General features: G+C 65.0%; 22 protein-coding genes. 11 read left to right on the forward strand and 11 right to left on the reverse strand.

What is annotated here, in order from left to right; translation table 11 throughout:
• Positions 1-19: 19 nt before the first annotated feature.
• The 4 genes from AC1DWU_RS03210 to AC1DWU_RS03225 all read left to right on the forward strand — a co-directional run bounded on the left by AC1DWU_RS03210 (position 20) and on the right by AC1DWU_RS03225 (position 3,986).
• On the forward strand, positions 20-1,123 hold the full coding sequence (locus AC1DWU_RS03210) for an ABC transporter permease (RefSeq protein ID WP_477148524.1): 1,104 nt from the start codon (positions 20-22) through the stop codon (positions 1,121-1,123).
• Positions 1,120-1,887 (forward strand): ATP-binding cassette domain-containing protein, encoded by a 768-nt coding sequence (locus AC1DWU_RS03215; protein WP_477148525.1) that lies wholly within the window; start codon positions 1,120-1,122, stop codon positions 1,885-1,887. The genes AC1DWU_RS03210 and AC1DWU_RS03215 overlap by 4 nt, the downstream gene beginning before the upstream one ends.
• Before the next feature lie 68 nt (positions 1,888-1,955).
• A complete protein-coding gene (locus AC1DWU_RS03220; RefSeq protein ID WP_477148526.1) occupies positions 1,956-2,873 on the forward strand; it encodes a sugar ABC transporter substrate-binding protein in 918 nt (305 codons plus the stop codon).
• Positions 2,874-2,957: 84 nt separating this feature from the next.
• Positions 2,958-3,986, forward strand: coding sequence for a zinc-binding alcohol dehydrogenase family protein (locus AC1DWU_RS03225; RefSeq protein ID WP_477148527.1), 1,029 nt, complete (start codon positions 2,958-2,960; stop codon positions 3,984-3,986).
• Positions 3,987-4,022: 36 nt separating this feature from the next.
• On the opposite strand, the gene AC1DWU_RS03230 is transcribed toward AC1DWU_RS03225, so the two are convergent.
• The 6 genes from AC1DWU_RS03230 to AC1DWU_RS03255 are packed head-to-tail and all read right to left on the reverse strand — an operon-like array spanning position 4,023 to position 9,750.
• Entirely contained in the window at positions 4,023-5,222 is a 1,200-nt protein-coding gene (locus AC1DWU_RS03230; RefSeq protein WP_477148528.1) for an ABC transporter permease, read from the reverse strand.
• A complete protein-coding gene (locus tag AC1DWU_RS03235; protein WP_477148529.1) occupies positions 5,209-5,904 on the reverse strand; it encodes an ABC transporter ATP-binding protein in 696 nt (231 codons plus the stop codon). The genes AC1DWU_RS03230 and AC1DWU_RS03235 overlap by 14 nt, the downstream gene beginning before the upstream one ends.
• Positions 5,901-7,376, reverse strand: coding sequence for a peptidoglycan-binding protein (locus AC1DWU_RS03240; protein WP_477148530.1), 1,476 nt, complete (start codon positions 7,374-7,376; stop codon positions 5,901-5,903). The genes AC1DWU_RS03235 and AC1DWU_RS03240 overlap by 4 nt, the downstream gene beginning before the upstream one ends.
• The gene (locus tag AC1DWU_RS03245; protein ID WP_477148531.1) at positions 7,373-7,861 is read right to left on the reverse strand and encodes a hypothetical protein; all 489 of its coding nucleotides are present in this window, start codon (positions 7,859-7,861) and stop codon (positions 7,373-7,375) included. The genes AC1DWU_RS03240 and AC1DWU_RS03245 overlap by 4 nt, the downstream gene beginning before the upstream one ends.
• 39 nt (positions 7,862-7,900) lie before the next feature.
• Positions 7,901-9,097, reverse strand: a complete 1,197-nt coding sequence (locus AC1DWU_RS03250; protein WP_477148532.1) for a sensor histidine kinase — start codon at positions 9,095-9,097, stop codon at positions 7,901-7,903.
• Positions 9,094-9,750 (reverse strand): response regulator transcription factor, encoded by a 657-nt coding sequence (locus AC1DWU_RS03255; RefSeq protein ID WP_477148533.1) that lies wholly within the window; start codon positions 9,748-9,750, stop codon positions 9,094-9,096. The genes AC1DWU_RS03250 and AC1DWU_RS03255 overlap by 4 nt, the downstream gene beginning before the upstream one ends.
• A 272-nt stretch (positions 9,751-10,022) precedes the next feature.
• Between AC1DWU_RS03255 and ytfQ the strand changes: the two genes are divergently transcribed.
• The 5 genes from ytfQ (at position 10,023) to AC1DWU_RS03280 (ending at position 15,313) form a co-directional block, all read left to right on the forward strand.
• A complete protein-coding gene (ytfQ, locus tag AC1DWU_RS03260; RefSeq protein ID WP_477148534.1) occupies positions 10,023-10,985 on the forward strand; it encodes a galactofuranose ABC transporter, galactofuranose-binding protein YtfQ in 963 nt (320 codons plus the stop codon).
• Between the two features lie 105 nt (positions 10,986-11,090).
• Positions 11,091-12,587, forward strand: coding sequence for a sugar ABC transporter ATP-binding protein (locus AC1DWU_RS03265; protein ID WP_477149051.1), 1,497 nt, complete (start codon positions 11,091-11,093; stop codon positions 12,585-12,587).
• Positions 12,584-13,588, forward strand: a complete 1,005-nt coding sequence (locus tag AC1DWU_RS03270) for an ABC transporter permease (RefSeq protein WP_477148535.1) — start codon at positions 12,584-12,586, stop codon at positions 13,586-13,588. The genes AC1DWU_RS03265 and AC1DWU_RS03270 overlap by 4 nt, the downstream gene beginning before the upstream one ends.
• The gene (yjfF, locus tag AC1DWU_RS03275; protein WP_477148536.1) at positions 13,585-14,562 is read left to right on the forward strand and encodes a galactofuranose ABC transporter, permease protein YjfF; all 978 of its coding nucleotides are present in this window, start codon (positions 13,585-13,587) and stop codon (positions 14,560-14,562) included. The genes AC1DWU_RS03270 and yjfF overlap by 4 nt, the downstream gene beginning before the upstream one ends.
• A gap of 1 nt (position 14,563) precedes the next feature.
• Positions 14,564-15,313, forward strand: a complete 750-nt coding sequence (locus tag AC1DWU_RS03280; RefSeq protein WP_477148537.1) for a FadR/GntR family transcriptional regulator — start codon at positions 14,564-14,566, stop codon at positions 15,311-15,313.
• Between the two features lie 29 nt (positions 15,314-15,342).
• On the opposite strand, the gene AC1DWU_RS03285 is transcribed toward AC1DWU_RS03280, so the two are convergent.
• From AC1DWU_RS03285 to AC1DWU_RS03300, 4 genes are all read right to left on the reverse strand, one after another.
• Positions 15,343-16,617 carry an L-fuconate dehydratase gene (locus AC1DWU_RS03285; protein WP_477148538.1) on the reverse strand — a complete coding sequence of 425 codons (1,275 nt, stop codon included), beginning with the start codon at positions 16,615-16,617 and terminating at the stop codon, positions 15,343-15,345.
• A 66-nt stretch (positions 16,618-16,683) separates the two neighbouring features.
• Positions 16,684-17,622, reverse strand: coding sequence for a substrate-binding domain-containing protein (locus AC1DWU_RS03290; RefSeq protein ID WP_477148539.1), 939 nt, complete (start codon positions 17,620-17,622; stop codon positions 16,684-16,686).
• Between the two features lie 99 nt (positions 17,623-17,721).
• Positions 17,722-18,726 (reverse strand): ABC transporter permease, encoded by a 1,005-nt coding sequence (locus tag AC1DWU_RS03295; RefSeq protein ID WP_477148540.1) that lies wholly within the window; start codon positions 18,724-18,726, stop codon positions 17,722-17,724.
• Positions 18,726-20,231 (reverse strand): sugar ABC transporter ATP-binding protein, encoded by a 1,506-nt coding sequence (locus tag AC1DWU_RS03300; protein ID WP_477149052.1) that lies wholly within the window; start codon positions 20,229-20,231, stop codon positions 18,726-18,728. Before AC1DWU_RS03300 ends, AC1DWU_RS03295 begins: the two co-directional genes overlap by 1 nt.
• Before the next feature lie 227 nt (positions 20,232-20,458).
• On the opposite strand from AC1DWU_RS03300, the gene AC1DWU_RS03305 reads away from it, so the two are divergent.
• Positions 20,459-21,154, forward strand: a complete 696-nt coding sequence (locus AC1DWU_RS03305; RefSeq protein ID WP_477148541.1) for a FadR/GntR family transcriptional regulator — start codon at positions 20,459-20,461, stop codon at positions 21,152-21,154.
• A 117-nt stretch (positions 21,155-21,271) separates the two neighbouring features.
• Here AC1DWU_RS03305 and AC1DWU_RS03310 read toward each other — a convergent pair whose 3' ends face one another.
• The gene (locus AC1DWU_RS03310; protein ID WP_477148542.1) at positions 21,272-22,117 is read right to left on the reverse strand and encodes a LytTR family DNA-binding domain-containing protein; all 846 of its coding nucleotides are present in this window, start codon (positions 22,115-22,117) and stop codon (positions 21,272-21,274) included.
• Positions 22,118-22,248: 131 nt separating this feature from the next.
• Here AC1DWU_RS03310 and AC1DWU_RS03315 point away from each other — a divergent pair, with 131 nt between their 5' ends.
• Positions 22,249-23,451, forward strand: a complete 1,203-nt coding sequence (locus tag AC1DWU_RS03315) for an acyltransferase family protein (RefSeq protein ID WP_477148543.1) — start codon at positions 22,249-22,251, stop codon at positions 23,449-23,451.
• Positions 23,452-23,515 lie beyond the last annotated feature (64 nt).

The raw sequence follows: 23,515 nt of genomic DNA on the forward strand, positions 1-23,515 counted from the left end.
GCAACCTATAAAAAACAATTTGACGATCTCTGTAAATGGAAGTTTTTTGTACATAATGAACATATGGGAGGGGACTGTGCTCGTGGAAGAGGGACCGCGCGCAGATACCGCTGAGGTACGTACCCGGTCGGCGGCTGAAGGTTCAGCTCTCGCCGTCGCGCTGAAGCTGCTGGGTTTTGGCCCGGTGCTTATTCTTGCGGTTCTCGTGGTTGTCATCAGCTTGGCGACCCCCAACTTCCTGAAGCCGGTGAACATTGGGAACATCGTTGCCCAGACCGCCGTAATCGCGATCGTCGCCATCGGGCAGCATCTCGTCGTGCTCACACGCGGTATCGATCTTTCGGTGGGCGCCAACCTCGCGCTGGCAACGGTGATCGGCGGGCTCGCTTTCCGAGTTGCCGACTCTGCGCCCTTGGTCATGGCGGCGATGCTTCTGAGCGGGGCGCTCGTGGGGGCCGTGAATGGGCTCGTCTATGTCTTCGGCCGGCTGCCCCATCCCTTCATCATTACCCTGGCGACGCTGAGCATCGCGCGTGGCCTCGCGCTGGAACTGGCGATCGGCCACACCACCATGCGCGGCATGCCGGCGGCGATCGCGGCGATCGGCGGCGGCTCGACCCTGGGCATCCCCAATTCCTTCTTTGTGGTCCTCGGCGTCGCTGCTGCCGCACTCTTCATAGCCCGGGCCATGGTCTGGGGGCGCTGGATCTACGCGGTGGGCGGCAAGCCCGAAGCGGCCGTGCAGATGGGCATCCCGGTCAAATGGGTGCTCGTCTCTGTCTATGTCATCTCGGGTATATGCGCGGGTATCGGCGCCATAGTTCTTGCCGGCCGTACCGAGGCGGGCTCGCCGCTTTACGGCAACCTGCTCGAGCTCGACACCATCGCCGCAGTGATCATTGGAGGCGCAAGTTTTCTCGGAGGACGCGGCCATATTGGTCACGCCCTTGTCGGCGCGGTGATGATCGGCGTCATCCGCAACGCCCTCAACCTGCTCAATGTCGACGTGTTCTTCCAGATGATCGCAATCGGGGCGATCATCGTGGTGGCGGTCGAGGCGGACGTGCTGCGCAACCACCTGGAAGCGCGGGTGCGCGTCATGCAGTCGGGGAGGGCGTCATGAGCGCCGCCACGTCCGCCTCGCCGGTTCTTTCCGTGAACCATGCCGAGAAACGCTTCGGCGCCGTGCACGCACTCAAGAGCGTGAGCATCGAGGCCTACCGCGGCGAAGTGCTGGCGCTCCTCGGCGACAATGGGGCGGGCAAGTCCACCTTGGTGAAATGCATCAGCGGTGTGCACGCGCTGGATGGGGGCGCGATCCTGCTCGATGGCGAGCCGACCGCGATCCGCAACCCGGCGGCGGCCCGCCGGGCGGGCATCGAGACCGTCTACCAGGACCTCGCGCTGTTCGACAACCTGACCCCGGCGCAGAACTTCTACTGCGGACGGGAACTCTCGTTCCCGAGCTGGCTGCCGCGCGGCCTGAGGCTCCTGAGCACGCGGGAGATGGATCGCCAGGCGGCGTCGGTGATCGACCGGCTCAAGGTGCGGCTGCCGAGGTTCGACGCGCCGGTAGCGCTCATGTCCGGTGGCCAGCGCCAGGCGATCGCGGTGGCAAGGGCGACGGTGTTCGCCCGCAAGGTCGTGATCCTCGACGAGCCGACCGCCGCGCTCGGCCTCAGGGAAGCGCGCAAGGTTCTCGACCTGATCGCGCAACTCCGCGACGAGGGTAACGCCGTGATCCTCATCACCCACAACATGGAACATGTCATCGAGCTTGCCGACCGCGCCGTCGTGCTGCGGCAGGGGCGCAAGGTCGGGGAGCTCAAGCCCAGCAAAGCCAATCAGCACGAACTGGTCTCACTCATCGTCGGAGCCGAGGCCTAGGGGATCGATCCGAGGGGATCGAGTGGAGGGAGCGCTTCAACCGAGGCGGTCCGAAGGGAGGAAGACCAATGAAGCTCAAACTACTACTGGGAGGATTGGCGATCGCTGCCGCGACCTGCGGACCGGTCGCAGCGGCGGATAACGTGAAGATCGGGTTCATCACCAAGTTCCCGGTGCCGTTCTTCGCCACCATGGAGAATGCAGCCAAGGCCTACGCCGAGGCCAATCCAGGCGTCGAGATCATCTACGGCCAAGGAACATCGGCCACCGACATCGAGGGCCAGATCGCCCAGATCGAGTCGATGGTGACGCAGGGCGTGCAGGGCATCGCCCTGACCCCAGTCGATCCCACGGTGGCACCGGCGCTCGACAAGGCCATCGCCCAGGGCGTGAAGATTGTTCTGATGGACAACAACATCCCGGACTGGAAGGGCCGCACGTCGCTTGCCACCACCGACAACTACGCCGCGGGCGTGATCGCCGGCCAGTACCTGAAGACAGTGCTCAAGAACGGCGACACACTGGGCATCCTGGAGGGCGTTCCCGGGGTCCCGGCCCTGGACGATCGTGTCAACGGCATGCTCGAGGGCCTCAAGGGCGTCGAGGTCAATATCGTCGGGCGTGGCGGCACCAACTGCACGGAAGAGCTGGGGATCAACGTCGCCCAGGATCTGCTGACCGCCAATCCGGATCTGAAGGCGATTTATGCTGCCTGTGGCCCTCCAGCCGCAGGAGCCGCGCAGGCAATCAAGAACGCCGGCATCGCAAGCGACGCGATCGTGCTGGTGGGCTTCGACTTCTGCTGCGGAGAGGCGGAAGCCCTGACGGCGGATATCGAGGACGCGACGGTCGCGCAGTTCCCGACCAAGATGGCCGAACTCGGCGTCGATGCCCTCGTCAAGGCTATCCGCGGCGGTGAGGTCCCATCCCTCATCGACTCGGGTGCGGCACTGGTAACCAAGGACAACATGGCCCAGTTCCAGTGACCCGCGGCGAGGGTCGGAACCTGGTTCTCCCCAGTTCCGACCCTCGCTGTTCCAGCCGATCTTCTACAAACGGAAGCAGTTGATATGCAGGCGCTGGTCTGTCGCGAACCCGGAGTGCTGGAGCTCGAGAGCCGGCCGGCGCCGCCGCGCGGCGAGGGGGACGTGATGGTTCGACCGCTCAGGGTCGGCATTTGCGGCACGGACTATCACATCTACGAAGGCAAGCACCCGTTTCTGGAGTATCCGCGGGTCATGGGACACGAACTCGCGGTGGAGGTGCTGGAGGCGCCGCCGGGGTCGGGTTTTCGCGCCGGCCAAGTCTGCGTCGTCAATCCATACCTTTCGTGCGGCATCTGTGTCGCCTGCCGAGCCGGCAAGCCCAATTGCTGCGTGCGCATCTCGGTGCTTGGCGTCCACCGGGACGGCGGAATGGCGTCGCTGCTATCGCTGCCGGCGGCTAACCTGATTGCTACCGAAGGGTTGAGCATCGATGCCTGTGCGGCGGTCGAGTTCCTGGCCATCGGCGCACATGCCGTCCGTCGTTCGGGAGCGAAGGCCGGTCAGCGTGGATTGGTGATTGGGGCTGGTCCGATCGGCCTCGGTCTCAGCCTGTTCGCGGCAATCTCGGGTGTCGCTGTCACGGTCATGGACCTCGATCCTTCACGGCTGGCAGTAGCACGGGAGATCGCCGGCGCATCACCGCTCCAGGGAGGGGAGGGGGCACTCGAGGCAGCGGCATCGCTGACCGCCGGGGAAGGCTACGACCTTGTCTTCGACGCCACCGGAAACGCGGCCTCGATGCAAAAGGGCTTCGACTTCGTCGCCCAGGGCGGGACCTACGTGCTGGTCAGCGTAGTCCGGGAGACCATCACGTTTGCCGACCCCGACTTTCACCGCAAGGAAATGTCTCTCCTGGGCAGCCGCAACGCCACGTCGGAGGATTTCGAGCGGGTCATGCGTGCCATTCGGAACGGCCGGATACCGGTCGAGCGGTTGATCACCCATCGGACGACGCTCGCAGATGCGGCCCGCAACATCCCGACCTGGGCAACGCAGAAGCACGGGCTGATAAAGGGAGTAATCGAGATGGATGGGGTGAGTTCGGGAACGTGAGAGCTCGATGGCTTGGCCTCAACGTCCGCTCTGGTGCTAACCCGCGCTCAGCGCCTCGGTCGGGGCAAGGCGGGCGGCTCGGATGGCGGGGTAGAGGCCGGCGATGCCGCCGATGAGCAGCGTTGCGCCGATGCCGCCGGCGGCGACCCAGAGGGGGATGTCGACTGGCCAGCCTTGTAGCTGCGCATAGCCAACCGTCACCAGCCAGCCGATCACGATGCCGCTGCCGCCGCCGAGCAGCGCCAGCAGCAGCGCCTCACCGAAGAACTGGATGCGGATGTGACCCCGCGTTGCCCCCTGCGAGCGCCGGAGGCCAATCTCGGCGCGCCGCTCGAGCACGGAGATCACCATCGTATTGGCGACGCCAATGCCGCCGACGAGCAGCGCCACCGCGCCGAGGCCGAGGAGAAGGCCGGTGAAAGCGATGTCCGCCGCGGCCTCTGCTGCGAGGGCATCGGAGGGGCGAGACACGTCGACTTCGTTCGGCTGCTCGGGATTGGCGGTGCTCGCGAGGAGATCGCGTACCGCCTCGACTGCTGCAGGGTCGGTACGAACATACAGGGTGGTAATGTCGCCCTCGAAGTCGAGGTAACGCTCACCGGCCGGCCAGCCGATCAGCGCGCAAAGGTCAAGTGACGGCACGAGCGACACCGGCTCGAGGATCCCGACCACGGTGAACCAGCGGCCGCCGAGCCAGATCGGCTGGCCGATGAGATTGTTGCCGATGCCGAGGCGCGTGGCAGCGCGGGCCCCGAGGACAACGGTCGGGTACTCTGCAGTAGCCTCGTTGAGCCACGCACCACCGGCGATCCGTGCGCCAACCGTCTCGAGCAGGTCGAGGCGGGCGGCAAACACGGCCATCCCGCCTGACTGCGTCTCGGGGATGCGGTCGCTCCGATAGACCTTTGCATCCGCAAGTTGACCGATGGCGCTCACGGCCTCGACCTCAGCGATGCGTCCGATCATCGCAATCGACTCCGATGGCATCGTCGCGGCTTCGCCGAACATCGAGGTGCCCGGGCCGGCGTTCAGGAGATTGGTGCCAAGCTCCGAAAGCAGCTGGTTGAGCTGGGCGCGGCTCGAGGTGGAGATTCCGACCACCGCGATCATCGCTGCGATGCCGATGGCGATACCAAGCGCCGAGAGTACGACCCGGAGCGGTCGAGCCCGCAGCCCGTACACTGCGAGCCGTACGACATCGAGGGCCAGCAGCTTTGCCGGCTCAACAGTGGTCACGTCGCACCCGGTTTCGGTCGTCCGCCAACTGCCCATCATGCATCGATGCCTGCCGGTCGAAGCGCGCCGCGAGCTCACGGTCATGGGTGATCACGATCACTGCGGTGCCCTCCCGGTGCAGATCGAGCAGCAACTGCACCACACCGTCACCCGAGGCGCTGTCGAGCGCGCCCGTCGGCTCGTCGGCAAGCAGCAGCATCGGGCGGCGCACCAGCGCGCGTGCGATTGCCGTCCGCTGCTTTTCCCCTCCGGACAGCTGGTGGGGGCGATGGTCGAGCCGATGACCGAGGCCGACCTGGCGCAAGGCCGCCTCTGCCCGCTCGCGACGCTCGCTCAGCCCAACGCCGGTGTAGAGGAGGCCGTCCGCGACATTGTCGAGCGCCGAAACGCCGGGTGACAGGTGGAAGTGTTGGAACACGAAGCCGATGCGGCGCGCACGCAATGCAGACAGGTCGTCGTCTCCGTGCTCTGACACATCGAGCCCGTCGATCTCGACCTGGCCCACGCTAGCACGGTCGAGCGTGCCGATGATGTTGAGCATCGTCGACTTGCCCGAGCCTGAGGGACCGACAATGGCGACAAGCTCGCCGCGGCCGATCTCGAGGCTGACATCGCGCAGGGCGAAGACGCCGCCGGCGAATGCCCGCGAGACGTTGCGCAGCGAGACGATGGGGTCCTTCATCCGGGCACTCCAACCCGCATGCCTTCGGCGATGCCCTCTCCGGTCACCTCGACCCTCCCGGCCGCGAAGAGCCCGGTATCGACGGGGACGAGGGCGCTGGCTCTATCGGTCACCAGTTCGATGGCAAAGCCGCCTTCCGGACGCGCGAGGAGCGCTGCGATCGGCACCGAGAGCACATCGTTGCGGCTGTCGCTCACGAACTCGACGTCGACAGAGGCAACTTCGAGCCCGCCGAGCGCGGCCTGATCGGCGATCGCGATGGTCACCTCGATGGCACCGTCCGTCACCACCGACCCGACCTCCGAGATAATCCCGTCGACCTCGGTGTCGTCGGGCAACGTTACGGTGACGGCCCGGCCGACGGCAGCCAGCGCCTGGTCACCCACCGCGAGCGGGACGGCAACCAGCTTCTCGGTGCTGGAATAGGTGACGAGGGAGCCGCGGTCGGCTGAGGACTCGATCAGTGTCTCGCCGATGCCGGCGGTGTGCGCGGCGATGTGCACGGGACCTTCGGCGACCACCAGTTGGCCGGGGCCCACGATGCCGGTGACAGGAAGACCGGCCGACTTCTGCCACGCGCGAACCCGCTCGGGGAGCGCTCCCGTATAGCCCAGGGCTGCGAGATTTTCAGCAAGCTGCTCGACGTCGGCATTGTCAGATGCACGGGCGACGAGCGCCGCAAGTTCGCTTTGCAGATCGTCGCGCTTCACTTTGGCTTCGGCGATGGCCACGCGGGCTGTCACCGCATCGAGGCCGGCGGTGGCGAGGTCCCTGCGAAGCGTGCGAATGGCTGCGTCGAAGCTGGCGCGGGCGGTGGCGAATTCGGCTTCGGCGGTCGCGATTTCCGCGGTGGGTGCAAGCTCCGCGGCGGAAAGTTCGCGGATGCGACCGAGCTTGGCCTCCGCGGCGCTGACGGCCCCGGCGAGCTGGATGAACTCGGGCGTGGCGGGGGTGGACGAGAGGGCGTCTTGAAGCCGTGTGTCGACGTCCGCCGCACGAGCCTCGGCGTCGGCGAGCCGCGCTTCTTCGAGGCGGAGGGTCAGCTCGGCCGCCTCGACTGCCATCTTGCCCTCTTCAAGTTCGACCCAGACAGGAGAGGGGGTGTCCGGGTCGAAACGGAGCGTCCGATGCTGGGGCGCCGAGCCGTAAAAGAGGATCGCGGGCTGGCCGTCGAGCGCGTAGAGCGGCTTGCCCCGCTCGATGCTCGAGCCGACGGGCGCGATCCAGGTGACCATGGCGGAGGCACCGGCGAGACTGGGCCGCAGCGAGCTTAGATCGCCATAGCCCAGGGTGCCGGTCACGGTCTTGGTGTCGAGGAGCGTTCCGCGCATTACTTCAGCCGTCGCAGCCGGAACTGCCGAGGGTGCTGCAGATGGTGGCGGCTGCTGCGTCCACAAGAGGCCGGTGACCGCGACGGCACCGGCGGCGAGAACCACCACGCCGCCGGTGAGTATGGCACGGGCGCGCATCATCCCCCGATCATGATCCGGGCGCCGCCGGCAGCGTCGCGGCAAGCTTCCATCGCGGCCTTGAGCCGAGGATCGTCCGGACCGGCGCTGACGCCTTTGGGGTCGATCCGCCCTTCGGAGTCCGGATCGGGGAAGTCCGGCAGGCCGTTCTCCCGCACGCATTGGGACAGTTTCAGCAGAGCGTCGAGATCCGCCGGTGTGATGCCTTGATCGCGAAGACCTTCGGGAGCGAGATCGCGACAGGCGGCCGCCGCGGCCTTGAAGCGCGGTGCACTTTCCGGGTTGATCAGGAACCGCATGTTTCCGTCGGCGGTCGGGTCGGGAAATTCGGTATAGCCGTTGTCGCGCATGCATTGGGAATAGGCGAGCGCCACATCCTCGCGGTCAGCCGGCGGCTGCTGCGCCGCAATGGCCGCAGAGGTTGCGATGGCCGCGACCGTGAGGCCCGCGCGCAGGATGAGAAGGAGTCTTGGGGCAATCATCGTCACGTCTCCGTCTTGGGGAGTGACGAGATACAAAACGGCGCATTAGCTGGCCGTTAGGGCCGCCTCGCGAGCTGCCGGAATGCGCACGCGGACGATAAGCCCGCCGCCTTCGCGCGGCGTCGCCTGTACTTCGCCGCCATGCGTATGGGCGACCGAGCGCACAATGGAGAGACCGAGCCCGGCCCCGCGGACGATCGTGCCACGGGCAGCGCCCGCCAACCGCTCGGTCGCGGCTAGCCGGCGGAATGGCTCGAAGAGGTTTGGGACTTCGTAGGCCGGCACGATCGGGCCGGTGTTCTCGATGACGAGGTCGGCGCCGTCCCCGGCTGTCGCCGTCGCGACGCGGACCCAGCCGTTCGCGGGCAGGTTATACTGGATGCCGTTTTCGATGAGGTTCTGGATCAGCCGCTCGAGGAGGAAAGCGTCGCCCATGATGATCCCCGGCCGAAGGTCGGTTTGGAGAACGACGCTGGCCTTGTCAGCGATGGGGCGCAGCTCCGAGACGGTGTGTTCAGCGATCTCTCCGAGATCGACCGGATGGAAATCCGCGGCCCGGTGTTCGCTGCTCGCGAGGGTCAGGAGGCCGTCGGTCAGTTTCTCATGACGCTGGTTCACGGCGAGGAGGGTGGTGCCGAGCTGCTTGACCTTGGCGTCGGCGTCCGCATCGAGCAAGGCGACCTCGATCAGCGTGCGGGTGATGGTGAGCGGCGTGCGGAGTTCGTGCGAGGCATTGGCGACGAAGCGACGCTGACCATCGAAGGATCGATCGAGCCGCTCGAGCATCTCGTCGAGCGTGTCGGCGAGATCCTTGATTTCGTCCTTGGGGCCGGTGAGGGCGATGCGCTCATGGAGGCTCCGGTCGGCGACGCGGCGTGCGGTGGCGGTGATCTCGCGGAGGGGCCGAAGCGCCTGTCCCGCCACCAGCCAGCCGATAATATCGGCGACGATCGTCATGATGCCCACCAATCCGAGAGAGACCACCAGCATCGTATCGAGCGTATTGAACCGCCCCTGCTGGACCAGTACCCGCAGCCGATTGGTTTCTTCCATGATATCGGGCGGCGGCAGTTCTCCCGGCGCGCCCAGATCCCTGAGCCGCACGATGAACTGTCGGTCGAGCACCTGCCCCAGATAGAGGTAGATGACAACGATGAGCGCCACGCCCGCAACCAAGAACGCGCCGGCGTAGAGGAGGCTCAGCCGCGTGCGGATGGTCCAAGGGAAGCCGAGGATCTTCATTTGAGGCGGTATCCTACGCCCTGGACGGTTTCGATCACGGCGGGATCGCCGAGTTTGCGCCGGACGTTCATCATCGTGAAACGGACAACGTTGGTGAAGGCATCGATCTGTTCGTCCCAGGCCTTCTCCAAAAGCTGCTCGGCGGAGACGACACCGCCATCGGCCCGCATCAGTTCCTCGAGCACCGCGAATTCCTTGCGCGACAGGTCGACCGGCCGATCGCCGCGCTGCACTGTGCGGCGGTGCGTATCCAGGCGGATGCCAGCCCGTTCGAGGACCGGCGGAATGGCGGGGCGCGCCCGCCGCCCAAGCGCCTGGACGCGCGCGACAAGCTCGGCAAATGCAAACGGCTTGGTCAGGTAGTCGTCAGCCCCCAGCCCGAGACCTGCAACGCGCTCCGCGATGGCAGTCGCCGCCGTGAGCATCAGGATACGGGTCTGTGACTCGGATCGAACCAGCGCCGCGCAGACTTCGTCGCCTGAAATGAGCGGAATATCGCGGTCGAGGACGAGGACGTCATACGCGTTGACCTCAGCCCGCTCGAGGCCGGCCTCGCCATCATAGGCGACATCCACCGCCATGGCGTGGAGCCGCAGCCCCTCGGCAATCGTGTCCGCGAGCTGCCGTTCGTCCTCAACAACCAGTACGCGCACCCGGTCCACCACCTCAAGCCGATCGGCTTCCCTAGCCAATGCCGTGTTAGGGCCGCGTTAGGCCAGAAGAGGGAACGCGAAGAACCCGGCTGCGGGTAGCGTCCACGATTGTGGCTACGATAGCGGCCAAAATGGTGGGAGAGTCTAGGGCAGCCTGAGGTTGCCATACCTGCCAACGAGGGTTCGAACAGCATCTTTACATATAATAGTACTAATGGTACCGACTCTCCTGCCGCGAAGGTGAAAGCACCTCGCCGCAAAGGGAGGACATCGTGACATTCATTACCCGGCTCGCCGTCGCGGCGAGCATCGCTACCGCTTTGACCTCGGGCGTCCTGGCGGCCGACCTGACGGTCGGTTTCTCGCAGATCGGCTCGGAATCCGGCTGGCGCGCTGCCGAGACCTCGGTGACCAAGCTCGAGGCCGAAAAGCGCGGAATCGACCTGAAGTTTGCCGACGCCCAGCAGAAGCAGGAAAACCAGATCAAGGCGATCCGCGGCTTCATCGCACAGGGCGTGAACGCCATCCTCGTCGCTCCGGTGGTCGCCACCGGCTGGGACGAAGTGCTGGCCGAAGCCAAGGAAGCCAACATCCCGGTCGTGCTGCTCGATCGCGGCGTTGATGCGCCCGAAGACCTGTACCTGACCTCGGTTGCGTCCGATCAGGTGAAGGAAGGTCGCGTTGCCGGCCAGTGGCTGGTCGACAAGGTCGCCGACAAGGACTGCAAGGTCGTCGAGCTCCAGGGCACCGTCGGCTCGACCCCGGCCATCAACCGCAAGAAGGGCTTCGAGGAAGCCATTGCGGGCCATGCCAACATCTCGATCGTCCGCAGCCAGACCGGCGACTTCACCCGTTCCAAGGGCAAGGAAGTCATGGAAGGCTTCCTGAAGGCCGAGAACGGCGGCAAGGGCATCTGCGCGCTCTATGCCCACAATGACGACATGGCCGTCGGCGCCATCCAGGCGATCAAGGACGCAGGGCTGAAGCCGGGCACCGACATCCTCGTCGTCTCGATCGACGCGGTTCCGGATATCTTCGCGGCGATGGTCGCCGGTGAGGCCAACGCTACGGTCGAACTGACCCCGAACATGGCCGGCCCGGCCTTCGACGCCCTCACCGCCTATCTGGGCGAAGGCACGACGCCGGAGAAGTTCATCATCACCGAATCCAAGCTCTACACGCCCGCGGACAACCCGCAGGCCGAGTATGACAGCCGCAAGGGTTTGGGTTACTAAGCAAAGATCGCGCCTCGCCGGCTCCGGCCGGCGAGGCGTCGCCCATGTCGGGAGCACGGGTGGCACGCGACCTCGGGGGGTGAAGTGCAGCAGACGGCCTTCAGAATGGAGGCGCGCGCGGTTTCCAAGATTTTCGGGAACCACACGGCGCTCGACGCAGTCGATTTCGGCCTCCTGCCAGGCGAGGTGCATGCGCTGCTGGGCGAGAACGGCGCTGGCAAGTCGACGCTCATCAAGATCCTGACCGGCGCGCACAAGCCGGACGGTGGCGAAGTACTGGTCGACGGCGCCCCGGTGACGCTTCACAGCCCGCTGCATTCCCAATCCTTTGGCATCGGCACGGTGTACCAGGAAGTGAACCTGCTGCCGAACCGATCGGTGGCGGAGAACCTTTTCCTCGGCCATCAGCCGATCCGCTTCGGGCTTGTCGACCGCCGCAAGATGCTGCGCGACGCGCGCACCCTGCTCAAGCGCTACGACCTCAATATCGACCCGGCGACGGAGCTTGGCAGCCATTCGGTGGCGGTGCAGCAGATCGTCGCCATCGCCCGCGCCGTGCAGCTTTCGGGCAAGGTCCTCATTCTCGACGAACCCACCGCCAGCCTCGACCGCAACGAGGTCGAGCGGCTGTTCGAAGTCATCACGAGCCTCAAGAAAGACGGGCTCGCCATCGTCTTCATCACCCACTTCCTCGACCAGGTCTTTGCCGTCGCTGATCGCGTGACGATCCTGCGTAACGGCCGGCTGGTCGAGACGCGCCCGCTCAACGAGCTAACCCGTACCGACGTCGTTCGCAAGATGCTGGGCAAGGACGTGGCGTTCTCCGGTTCGACCAGCATCGAAGCCGAGCGCCCCGCGACCGAGGTCCTCATCCAGTATGAGGGCTACGGCAGGAAGCGCAGCGTGCAGCCGTTTTCGCTGACCATCCACAAGGGCGAAGTGATCGGCGTTGCTGGGCTGCTCGGATCGGGCCGCACCGAGATGGCGCGCGCCATGTTCGGCATCGACGCCGCCGACGAAGGCTCGGTCTCGATCAACGGCAAGCGGGTCGATATCCGCAACCCCGGCGACGCCATCGCCAAGGGGTTCGGCTTCTGCCCCGAGGATCGTAAGGCGCAGGGCATTTTCGGCGATTTGAGCGTGCGCGAGAATATCGCCATTGCGCTGCAGGGCAAGCTGGGCTGGTTCAGCGCCCTCAGCCGTGACGAGCAGTTCGAGCTCGCCGGCAAGTTCGGCGAAGCCATGGACATCCGTGCTGCCTCGCTCGAAATGCCGGTGAAGCTGCTTTCGGGTGGCAACCAGCAGAAGGTGATCCTCGCCCGCTGGCTCGCCACCGACCCGGCGTTCCTGATCCTTGACGAGCCTACTCGCGGCATCGACGTGGGCGCCCACGCCGAGATCGTCCGCACCATCAACCGGCTGCGCGACGACGGGCTGGCGCTGGTGGTGATCTCGTCCGAACTCGACGAAGTGGTGGCCTATTCGTCGCGCATCGTGGTGATGCGGGACCGGGAAATGGTGGCAGAACTTCGCGGCGCGAACATCAATCCCGGCGTCATCGTCCAGGCGATCGCGGCGCACAACGACGAGGCCGCAGCATGAAGAGCCTGGCGCTTGGCCGATTCATCAACGCCCAGACCCTCGCACTCGCGGGCGTGCTGATCCTCAACTGGCTGCTCTTCCCCGGTTTCTTCCGCATCGACTGGCAGGACGGGCGCCTGTTCGGCAGCCTGATCGACGTGCTCAACCGCGGCGCCCCGGTTGCCATTCTCGCCATCGGCATGACAGCGGTGATTGCGACCAAAGGCGTCGACCTGTCCGTGGGCGCAGTGATGGCGATGACCGGCGCCGTGGCCGCGACGCTCGTCGTCAATGGTTACCCGGCCCCCATTGCCATCGGCGCCGCACTTGGTGTTGGCCTGCTGTGCGGGCTCTGGAACGGCGTGCTCGTCGCCTTGCTCGACATCCAGCCGATCATCGCCACCCTCGTGCTGATGGTTGCCGGCCGCGGCCTCGCGCAGCTCATCACCGAAGGCTCGATCGTCACCTTTTCCGATCCGGCGCTGATCTTCGTCGGCACTGGTTCCTTTGTTGGGCTGCCGATGCCGGTCGTGATCGCCTTGGCGCTGCTGGTTATCGTCACCTTCGCGGTGCGCAAGACTGCCATCGGACTGTTCATCGAGGCGGTCGGCGTCAACCGTTCGGCGGCGACTCTCGCCGGTATCCGCAGCCGGTTGCTGCTGCTGATGGTCTATGGGCTCAGCGGCTTCTGCGCTGGCATCGCTGGCATCATCGTTGCGGCCGATATCCGTGGCGCCGACGCCAACAATGCCGGGCTCTGGCTCGAGCTCGACGCCATCCTTGCCGTGGTCATCGGCGGCACTTCGCTGCTCGGTGGGCGGTTCTCGCTCGTCATGTCGGTGATCGGAGCGCTGATCATCCAGGCGATGAACACCGGCATCCTCGTTTCGGGCTTCCCGCCAGAGTTCAACCTCGTGGTGAAGGCCGGGATGATCAGCCTGATCCTCGTCATCCAGTCGCCCTTGGCCGGGCGCGCCGTCGGCTGGTACCGGCAGCGCATTTCCAAGGGATCGGCCCGATGAACCGCAGCCTCCGACCGCTACTTGCGACGGTCATCATCTTCGCCATCGCCTACGCTCTCGCGGTCGCCCAGTTCCCGGGTATGTTGTCGACCCGCGTGCTCGGTAATTTCCTGACCGACAATGCCTTCCTCGGTATCACCGCGGTCGGCATGACCTTCGTCATCCTCTCGGGCGGCATCGACCTCTCGGTCGGCGCGGTGATCGGCTTCACCGGCGTGCTCGTTGCAGTGCTGATCAGCTGGTTCGGTGTGCATCCGTTGGTCGCCTTCGCCATCGCCATAGCGGTGGCCGCGGCTTTCGGGGCGCTGATGGGGCTTGCGGTGCATTACCTGCAGGTCCCGGCCTTCATCGTGACGCTCGCCGGCATGTTCCTCGCGCGCGGTGGCGCCTCGGTGATCACGCAGGACTCCGTGCCGATCAACCACGAGTTCTACGACCTGCTCTCGTCGCTCTATTTCAAGCTGCCGGGTGGCGGGCGGTTGAGTTTCATCGGGCTGCTGATGGTCGCTGTTTTTGCGATCGGCGCGATCCTCGCGCACCGGACTCGGTTCGGCTCCTACGTCTTCGCGCTGGGCGGCAACACCACCTCGGCCTCGCTGATGGGCGTGCCGGTCGCCCGCACGACGGTGCAGATCTACATGCTGTCGAGCGTGCTCGCGAGTTTGGCGGGAATCGTATTCTCGCTATATACCTCCGCGGGTTATCCGCTGGCTGCGGCGGGGGTCGAGCTCGATGCGATCGGGGCGGTGGTTATCGGCGGCACGCTGTTGACCGGCGGCTATGGCTTCGTGCTCGGCACGTTCGTAGGTGTGATGCTGCTGGGCCTGGTCCAGACCTACATCATCTTCGACGGCACCCTTTCGAGCTGGTGGACCAAGATCGTCATCGGCGCGCTGCTGTTCCTCTTCATCGTGCTGCAGCGCCTCGTATTCGCCGCCTCGGCACGGGGAGATAAGTCGCCCCAGAAAGCGTAGCATGAGCGAACCAGGCAGCCTCATTCGCTCGATCGGTGGGCGGCTGGCTGCGCGGAACTACCATACGTTCGTCATCAACGAGATCGGTCTGGGCATCGTTACGGGCCGGTTTCCGGTGGGTTCCATCCTACCGAGCGACGCTGCGATGATGGAGCGCTACGGTGTGTCCCGAACGGTGCTGCGTGAGGCGCTGCGAACGCTCGAGGCCAAGGGCCTCGTGGAAGCACGGCCCAAGGTGGGCACTCGCGTCACGCCTCAGACGCATTGGAATTTCTTCGATCAGCAAGTCCTCGCGTGGCACTTCGAGGCGGAGCCGGCCCCTGGGTTCCATAAGGGGCTGTTCGACATCAGGCTCGCCCTCGAGAGCAGGGCGGCTGAGCTTGCCTGTCAGAAGCGCACCGCCGAGCACGTCCGTCTCATGAAATACTGGGTGCATCAGATGGAGATCGCAGCCGACAGCGTCGAGTCTCACGCGCTGGCCAACCTCGAAATCCACCGGATCATCGCCGAAGCATCCGGCAACCAGTTGCTCCGTTCGGCGCTCGGGCTCGTGGAGCTGACAGTGGCCCTTGCCGCGGCGATCGGCGACGACGACACCCGCGCGGCGGTTACCGCCGTTCACGCCGAGCTGGTCTATGCAATTGAGGCCGGCGACGCTGCTCGGTCGGCTGACAGCATGCGGCAAGTGGTCGGCACCGAACTGACGCTGGTAGAGGGCAGGGGGCTCGCAGCATCCGCCACAAGCGCCTGACTTCGGAAGGCCGCCCAATGCGCGCGCGTTCACTTCGAGAATGAGTTTTCCGCGATCGAGGCGGGTTTCATCTCGATGGAGAAGCCCGGCAGCTTCGGCGGCATGTAGGCAGCTTTCTCGATCACGCAGGGATCGATGAAGTGCTCGTGCAGGTGGTCGACATACTCGATCACCCGGCCTGTCTTGGTGCCCGAGACGGCCAGGTAGTCGATCATCGACAGGTGCTGGACATATTCGCAGAGGCCGACACCGCCGGCGTGGGGCCAGACCGGGAGGCCGTATTTGGCGGCCATCAGCAGGACCGACAGTACCTCGTTGAGGCCGCCGATGCGGCAGGCGTCGATCTGGACGATGTCGATGGCGCCGCGGGTGATGAACTGCTTGAACAGGATGCGGTTCTGGCACATCTCGCCGGTCGCCACCTTCACCGGCGCCACGGCTTCGCGGATCTTGCGGTGACCCTCGACGTCGTCGGGGCTGGTCGGTTCCTCGATGAAATAGGGGCTGAAGCGCTTGAGCTGGGTCACCCAGTCGATCGCCTGATCGACCTCCCACACCTGGTTGGCGTCGATCATCAGGAAACGGTCAGGGCCCATTATACGGCGGACGATCTCGAGCCGGCGGATGTCGTCGGCGAGGTCGCGGCCGACCTTCATCTTGATGTGGGAGAAGCCGGCTTCCACAGCTTCGGTGGCAAGCCGCGTCAGCTTCTCGTTCGAATAGCCGAGCCAGCCCGCTGAGGTGGTGTAGCAGGGGTAGCCATTCGCCTCGAGCTCGGCGATCCGCTCGACCTTGCCGGCTTCGGCGTTCCTGAAGATGGCGAGGGCTTCGTCGGGGGTGATGGCGTCGGTCAGATAGCGGAAGTCGATGATCGAGACGAGCTGTTCGGGCGTCATGTCGGCGACGTAGCGCCAGACGGGTTTGTTGGCGCGCTTGGCGAGGAGGTCCCACACCGCGTTGACCACGGCGCCGGTCGCGAGGTGCATCGCGCCCTTGTCGGGGCCGATCCAGCGCAGCTGGCTGTCGCCGGTGACTTGGCGCCAGAAGCGGCCGGGGTTCTCTGCGATCCAGTCGAGTTCGAGGCCGATGACGCGGTCGCGTAGTGCCTCGATCGCTGCCACCACCACCTCGTTGCCGCGGCCGATAGTGAAGGTGAGGCCGTGACCTTCGAGCGGCCCGTCGGTACCCAGCACCACATAGGCCGCGGAGTAATCGGGATCGGGGTTCATCGCATCCGAGCCGTCGAGCGAGGCCGACGTCGGAAAGCGGAGGTCGTGGGTGCTGAGCGTGGTGATCTTGGTCATGGCAGCAAGCCGGAAAGTGATAAATGAAAGGGGTGCCGGGCAGGCGAGCCTGCCCGGCGGGAGAGATCAGTCGTAGAGAACTGCGGCGATTTCCGGCGCGTCCATGTTGGTCTTGTCGTACCAGAAGAAGCCGGTGTCGATGACCTTGGGCAGGGTCTCGCCCTTCAGGGCCGCGATGGCAGCCTTGACGGTCTCGTAACCGATGCCGACCGGGTTCTGGGTGATGGCGCCGGCCATCGAACCATCGAGGATGGCGGCTTTCTGGGCAGCGCCCGAGTCATAGCCGATCACGACGATGTTGGAGCTGAGCTCCTTCTTGCCGTTGAGCACACCGAGAGCCGAACCTTCATTGGCGCCGAAGATGCCCTTGAGGTCCGGGTTGGCCAGCAGGATCGACTTGGTGATTTCGGTCGACTGCAGCTGGTCGCCGGCACCGTACTGCACCGAGACGACTTCGATCTTGGGGTACTTTGCCTTGATCTGCTCGGTGAAGCCCTTGACGCGGTCGATACCAGTGCGGCTGGTCTGGTCGTGGGCAACCACGGCAACCTTGCCTTCGCCGCCGATCAGTTCAGCCATCTTGTCGGCAGCCAGCGCGGCCGCGGCGACGTTGTCAGTGGTGGCAGTGGTCAGCGGGATGTCGCTATCGACGCCGGAGTCGAAGGCGATGACCGGAATGCCGGCATCCTTGGCCTGCTGCAGCAGCGGGGTCGCTGCCTGGCTGTCGAGCGCGGCAAAGCCGATCGCCGAGGGCTTGCGGGCGATGGCCGCGGACAGCATGTCCATCTGCTTGTCGACCTGGGCTTCGGTATCGGGACCTTCGAAGGTCACCTTGGCGTTGAATTCAGCGCCGGCCTTGTCGGCACCGGCCTTCACGGCCTGCCAGAACTGATGCTGGAAGCCCTTGGAGATCAGGGCAATGTCATATTCCTGCGCCTGCGCCGGAACAGCGGTGGCGAGAAGTGCAAGAGCGCCGACGGCGCCGAGCAGAGTACGTCTAAGCATATGGGTGTCCTCCCGGTTTGACTTCGTTGTCGTGGCGGCGTTGTTCGCCGTCTTCGCTATTGGCACCGACCCTGGCGTCGGTGCAGGCAAAGCCGGCGCCTAAAGTTTGCGGCGCCGCAGAATGTCGGCATACACGGCCAGAATGATGATCGAGCCGGTAACCACGGTCTGCCATTCCTGCGCCACCGACAGGATGCGGAGGCCATTGGCGAGAACCGAGATGATGAGCGCGCCGATCAGCGTGCCGAGCACCGTGCCGCGGCCGCCCGAGAGCGACGTGCCGCCAATCACCACGGCGGCGATGGCATCGAGTTCGTAGCCTTGCCCCAGCGCCGGCTGCGCCGAGTTGAGGCGCGAGGCGATGAGGAGGCCGGCGATGCCGCAGACGGCGCCGGCGGAGGCGTAGACGGCGATCTTCCAGCGATCGACATTGACGCCTGAGAGGCGCACTGCCTCTTCGTTAGAACCGAGCGCGAAGGTGTAGCGGCCGAGCGCGGTGCGGGTGAGGACGAAGCTCGCGATGACCGCCACGACAAAGAGGATCAAGACGCCGTTCGGGATGGGAATCACCGGCACGACAGAACCAACGATCGACCCGAGCGAGATCTGGTTGAAGCCGGGCGTTGAGTTGAAATAGATCGGCTTGGTGCCCGAGATCACCAGCGACAGGCCCTTGAGGATGAGCATCATGCCGAGCGTGGTGATGAAGGGCGGCACCTTGAGCTTGGCGATCACCGTGCCCGAGACGAGGCCGCTGAAGGTGCCGGCGAGGATGGCTCCGAGGACGCCCAGTGGCAGCGGCAGGCTCCAATAGGTGAGGACGACGCCGGCGACGACCGCGCAGAAGGTCATCAGCGTGCCGACGCTCAGGTCGATACCGCCAGTGATGATCACCAGCGTCGCGGCAATGGCGAGCACGCCGTTGACCGAGGTCGCCTGCAGGATGGCAAGGATGTTGGCGGTCTGCAGGAAATTGGGCGAGGCCAGCGAGAAGACGACCAGCAGCGCCAGCAGGCCGGAGAAGGCCAGCAGCTTATGATAAGCGCCTGAGCCACGAATGCTGGCGAGAAGTCCGGGTTTGGCTGCCGTTTCGGTCATAGCCATTATGCCACCTTGCTGTTCGGTTCGGGCGCCATCGCGCTTTCGCGCTGCGTGGCGAGCCGCATGATCTCTTCCTGACTGGCGCCGCCGGGCAGGACGCCGGTGAGCCGGCCCTCGCACATCACCGCAATGCGGTGGCTGAGACGCAGGATTTCGGGCAGTTCGGACGAGATGACGATGATCGCACGGCCCTGCGCGGCAAGCGAGTTCAGGAGCTTGTAAATCTCGGATTTAGCGCCGACATCGATGCCGCGCGTCGGCTCGTCGAAGATCAGGATTTCGCAGTCGCGCAGCAGCCACTTGGCGATCACCACCTTCTGCTGGTTGCCGCCCGAGAGCAGGCGCGCCTCCTGCGTGTCCGAAGGGGTCTTGATGGACAGTTGCTTGATGAAGCGCTCGGCCACCTGCCGCATCTCGCCATCGCGCACGATGCCGCCGGGGCCGATGAAGCGCGACAGCGAGGCCAGTGCGATATTGTTGCGGACGTCGAGCCCGGTGGCGAGGCCGAACTGCTTGCGGTCCTCGGAGAGATAGCCGATGCCGGCTCGCACCGCGTCCTGCGGGCGCCGGATCTCGACCTTGTTGCCGTGCACGAGGACTTCGCCGGCCTCGATCGGGTCGGCGCCAAAGATGGCGCGGGCGACTTCGGTGCGGCCGGCGCCCATCAAGCCGGCGAGACCGAGGATTTCACCCTTCCGCACCGAAAAGCCGACGTCGCGGATTTCCTTGCCGCGGCGCAGGCCACGGACCTCGAGCGCGATCTCGGCCTTGCTGGTGTCGGGGATGACCAGCGCCTCGTCGGTCAGCTTGCGCCCCACCATCATCGAGATGATGGTTTCGATCGGCGTATCGGCGGCGGGAACTGTGCCCACGTGCTCGCCGTCGCGCATCACCGTCACCCGGTCCGAGATGCGTTTGATCTCGTCCATCTTGTGCGAGATGTAGATGATGCCGACGCCGTCGGCCTTCAGCCGGGCAATGATGGTGAAGAGCTCGGCGATTTCGCTGTCGGTCAGCGCCGCGGTCGGCTCGTCCATGATGAGGACGCGCGAGCGGTAGGAGAGCGCCTTGGCGATCTCGACCATCTGCTGCTTGGCGATGGTGAGGCTTTCGACCGGCACGCGCGGATCGAGCGCCAGGTTCATCGACTTGAAGATGGCTGCAGCATCGGCATTGAGCTTTTGCTCGTCGAGCAGCAGGCCCTTGCGCGGCTCTCGGCCGATGAAGATGTTCTGCGCCGCCGTCAGGTCGCGCATCAGCGCCAGTTCCTGATGGATGATGCCGATGCCGAGCTTTTGCGCCTCGCGCGGCCCGGCGATCTCCACCGGCTTGCCATCGACGCGGATCTCGCCGGCATCGCGCTGGTAAATGCCCGACAGGATCTTCATCAGCGTCGACTTGCCGGCGCCGTTCTCGCCCATCAGGGCGTGCACTTCGCCCGCAAAGACCGAAAACTGGGCATCCGACAACGCTCGCACGCCCGGGAACGACTTGTCGATCCCGCTCATCTCGACGAGCGGAACCGAGGGGTCGTCATTGGTGGGGAGGCGTCGAGACGCCTGCTCCTCAGTACGCAACTGTCCCCTCCCAGGCGGCGCGTTTCCGTGTTAGGCGTATCAGATGGCAAGGCAGACTAGCTGTCAAGTGGCTAGACCAGTGACCACCTTGGGATGAGTTGCTATGCATGACGAGTTCGCTAGCATCAGAGGCCAGGGGCGACGGCGGTAGGGGTGATATGATCAGGCTTGAGGCTGTCTCAAATCGCAAACTGTACATCCAGATCGCTGATCAGATTCGCGACCAGATTCTGGCTGGCGAGGTTAAACCGGGAGAGCAGCTCCCCTCAGAGCGCGACTTGGCCGCGAACCTCGGGGTCTCGCGGCCGACGGTGCGCGAAGCGCTGATCGCGTTGGAGGTGGCCGGCCTGGTCGAAATACGGGTGGGAGTTGGCGCCTTCGTCCGCAAGTTGAAAAAGAGCCAGAAAGGCTTGCCGGAACAGAGCCGCTCTCCGATAGAGATCATGACCGTTCGACGGCTGCTGGAGCCCGAGGCAACGACGCTCGCCTGCCAGAATATCGATGTGGCGGGAAAAGAGCGGTTGCAGGCAGTCATAGCTCGGATGAGGTCCGAAGCGAGCGACGGCGTGTGGTCGACGGAAACCGACCGCGCCTTGCATATGACCATCGCGGACTACGCCCAAAACTCCGTACTCCGAGAAGTGCTCGATCAGCTCTGGTCGATGAGAGCGGAAGCTGTCGACAGCCGTTTCCACCAGCATCTCGCCGATATCGAGGAGGTACGGGAGCACATCCTTACCGATCACGAACGCATCGTGGATTGCATCGTCAAAGCGGATTCAAAGGGCGCACGCGCGGCGATGAACGAGCACCTCGACTTCGTGTCCAAGACGATGCTCGATTCATGGGAATAGCCTGCCCCGGCGCGGCGCCGGCGCTCTACCGTCAGAGACAAGCCTCAGCTGCTGCCCACGCAGCAGGTAGACTCGTGTCCAGTCGCGCGAGCCGATGGTCGTGACCGGCGACGGCTGCTATTTCAGCGCGTCCCGATATCTGCGCGAGCCGCGCAACTCCGTTCCGTCCAGCATGCGGATGATGACATCGCCGTCCCCGGTAGGAACCACCTCGCGAACCTTCTCGCGGTTGATCAGGCGCGAGCGGTGCACACGTGCCACCGGCGCCCTCGCTTCGGCCAATTGCTGTTCCAGCGCGGCAAGGCTGGTACGTACGAGGTGGGTGACGCCCTTGGCACGAATCTCGACATAGTTGCCGGCCGCCTCGGCCCAATCCAGCGACGTCGCATGAAGGAAAACCGTACGCCCACCGGACTTCAGCGTCAGCTGGCCAGTGTCACGGGCATCGCGGCGCGCCATCGCAGTCTCCCGCCTCGCCAGTTCTAGCCCGCGGGTGAGCGACAGGAAGAGGATGATGACCGCGTAGGGCAACAGGTCTTTGCGATACTCGTAGAGCATGTCGGTCAGCGGCTCGCCCAGAAAGGTGTAGGGCTGGCCAAGAGCGCCGAAGACCAGCGTCCGGAGCAGCCACAGGCCTGCGATATGCGCCGCGGCAAACATGATGCTTCCGAGCAGGTGCCAACCCAGCACACGCTGCCAGCTGTCGGCCGCGAACGGGAAGCGCCGCTCGAACCAAGCCACTGCCGGCACGAGCAGAAACAGGACGATGATACTGCTGCCCTCGAGTATCCAAGGCTCATGCGCGTCATATGGGACGCCGGCCCGCTCGGCTTCGGTAATCAGCGTCAGCGCGTTGATCACGGCCACTGCCGTGAAGAAAAGTGACGCGATGGCCCAGACGCGCATCAATACCCGGCGGTCGATCGCTTGTTCGTCGGCGCGCTCTGCCGAAAGCTCCGTCATTGCTCCCCCATCGCCGCCGCGCGTCCCCGGTGCCCGCCACTCGTCCCGCCGGGCCGGCACTCGTCCCTCGGCGATTGGCGGGTCTGACTTACCCACCTAGCCCTACTGGTCTCGCTCACAAGGAGACCGGCATGACCCCCGCCCACTCGCCCGACATGCGCCGCTACGACATCGATTGGCTGCGCATCATCGCCTTCGGCTTTCTCATCTTCTACCACATCGGAATGTTCTACGTGACCTGGGACTGGCACGTGAAGAGCCCCTTCGTCTCGCACGCCCTGGAGCCGCTCATGCGGCTCGTCGCGCCCTGGCGCTTACCGCTGCTGTTCTTCATCTCGGGGGTGGCTTTGAAGTTCGTTATGGACAAGCTGCCGGCCCGCCGACTGCTGCCGCAGCGGCTCGCAAGGCTGGGGATCCCGATCCTCTTCGGCTTTTTTGTCTTCGTGACACCGCAGGCTTACTACGAACTCCTCGCCAAGGGGGAAGTCGGGCCGGACTACCTCGCATTCTGGTGGCAGTACCTTGATTTCGACTTCGAGTTCTCGATCATCACCCCGACATACAACCACCTTTGGTACGTCGTTTATATCCTGCTCTACACGCTGCTCCTCGCGCCGCTCAGGCCAGTACTGGAGTGGCTGCGCCGCCCATTCGACCGCCTCTATGCAGGCCGGACCGGCGTGCCCCTTCTGCTGCTGCCGGTCGTCCCTTTCGTCGCCTACGATGCGCTTCTGAGCGATGCCTTTCCGGTGACCGATGCGATCGTGGACGATTGGTTCAACCACGCCAACTCGCTGACCATGCTGGTATTCGGCTATCTCGCAGCCAAGAGCCCGCCCTTCTGGCAGGCCATCGATCGGGCACGGCACCAGGCCCTCGCACTCGCGCTGACACTCGGCGCGGTGCGACTGGCAGCGTCGCTATCAACTCCGGCGATCGGCCTTTGGGAGGGGGTTCAGAGCTTGGTGAGGATCGCCTATTGCTGGGCCACGATCGCGGCCCTGCTCGGGTACGCCCAGCGCCATCTCAATCGGACTAGCCCGGCTTTGCGCTACCTGAGCGAGGCGGTCTTTCCCTACTACATCCTGCACCAGACCCTGATTGTCTGTCTCGGCGTCTGGGCCGCGGGCCTGCCACTCTGGGGGGAGGCCTCAGTCATCGTGCTGGGCACGATCGCCGGATGTGCCATCGGGTACGAGGTCGTGCGCCGTGTCGCTGTATTGAGGCCGCTCTTCGGCCTGTCGCTGCGGCATCGACCTGCTGCTACCCCAACCTTGCCGCCGCCTGCCGCGGTGCCATTGGCGGGCGTCCAAGTGCTGCAGGAAGAGAGCTGACGAGGCGGGCTGCGATGGCTCAGGCACAATTCGCTTGCGGGGCGCGGTAGGGTGAGCCAACCTA

This window comes from Devosia sp. P2_G7 (genome assembly GCF_056403495.1).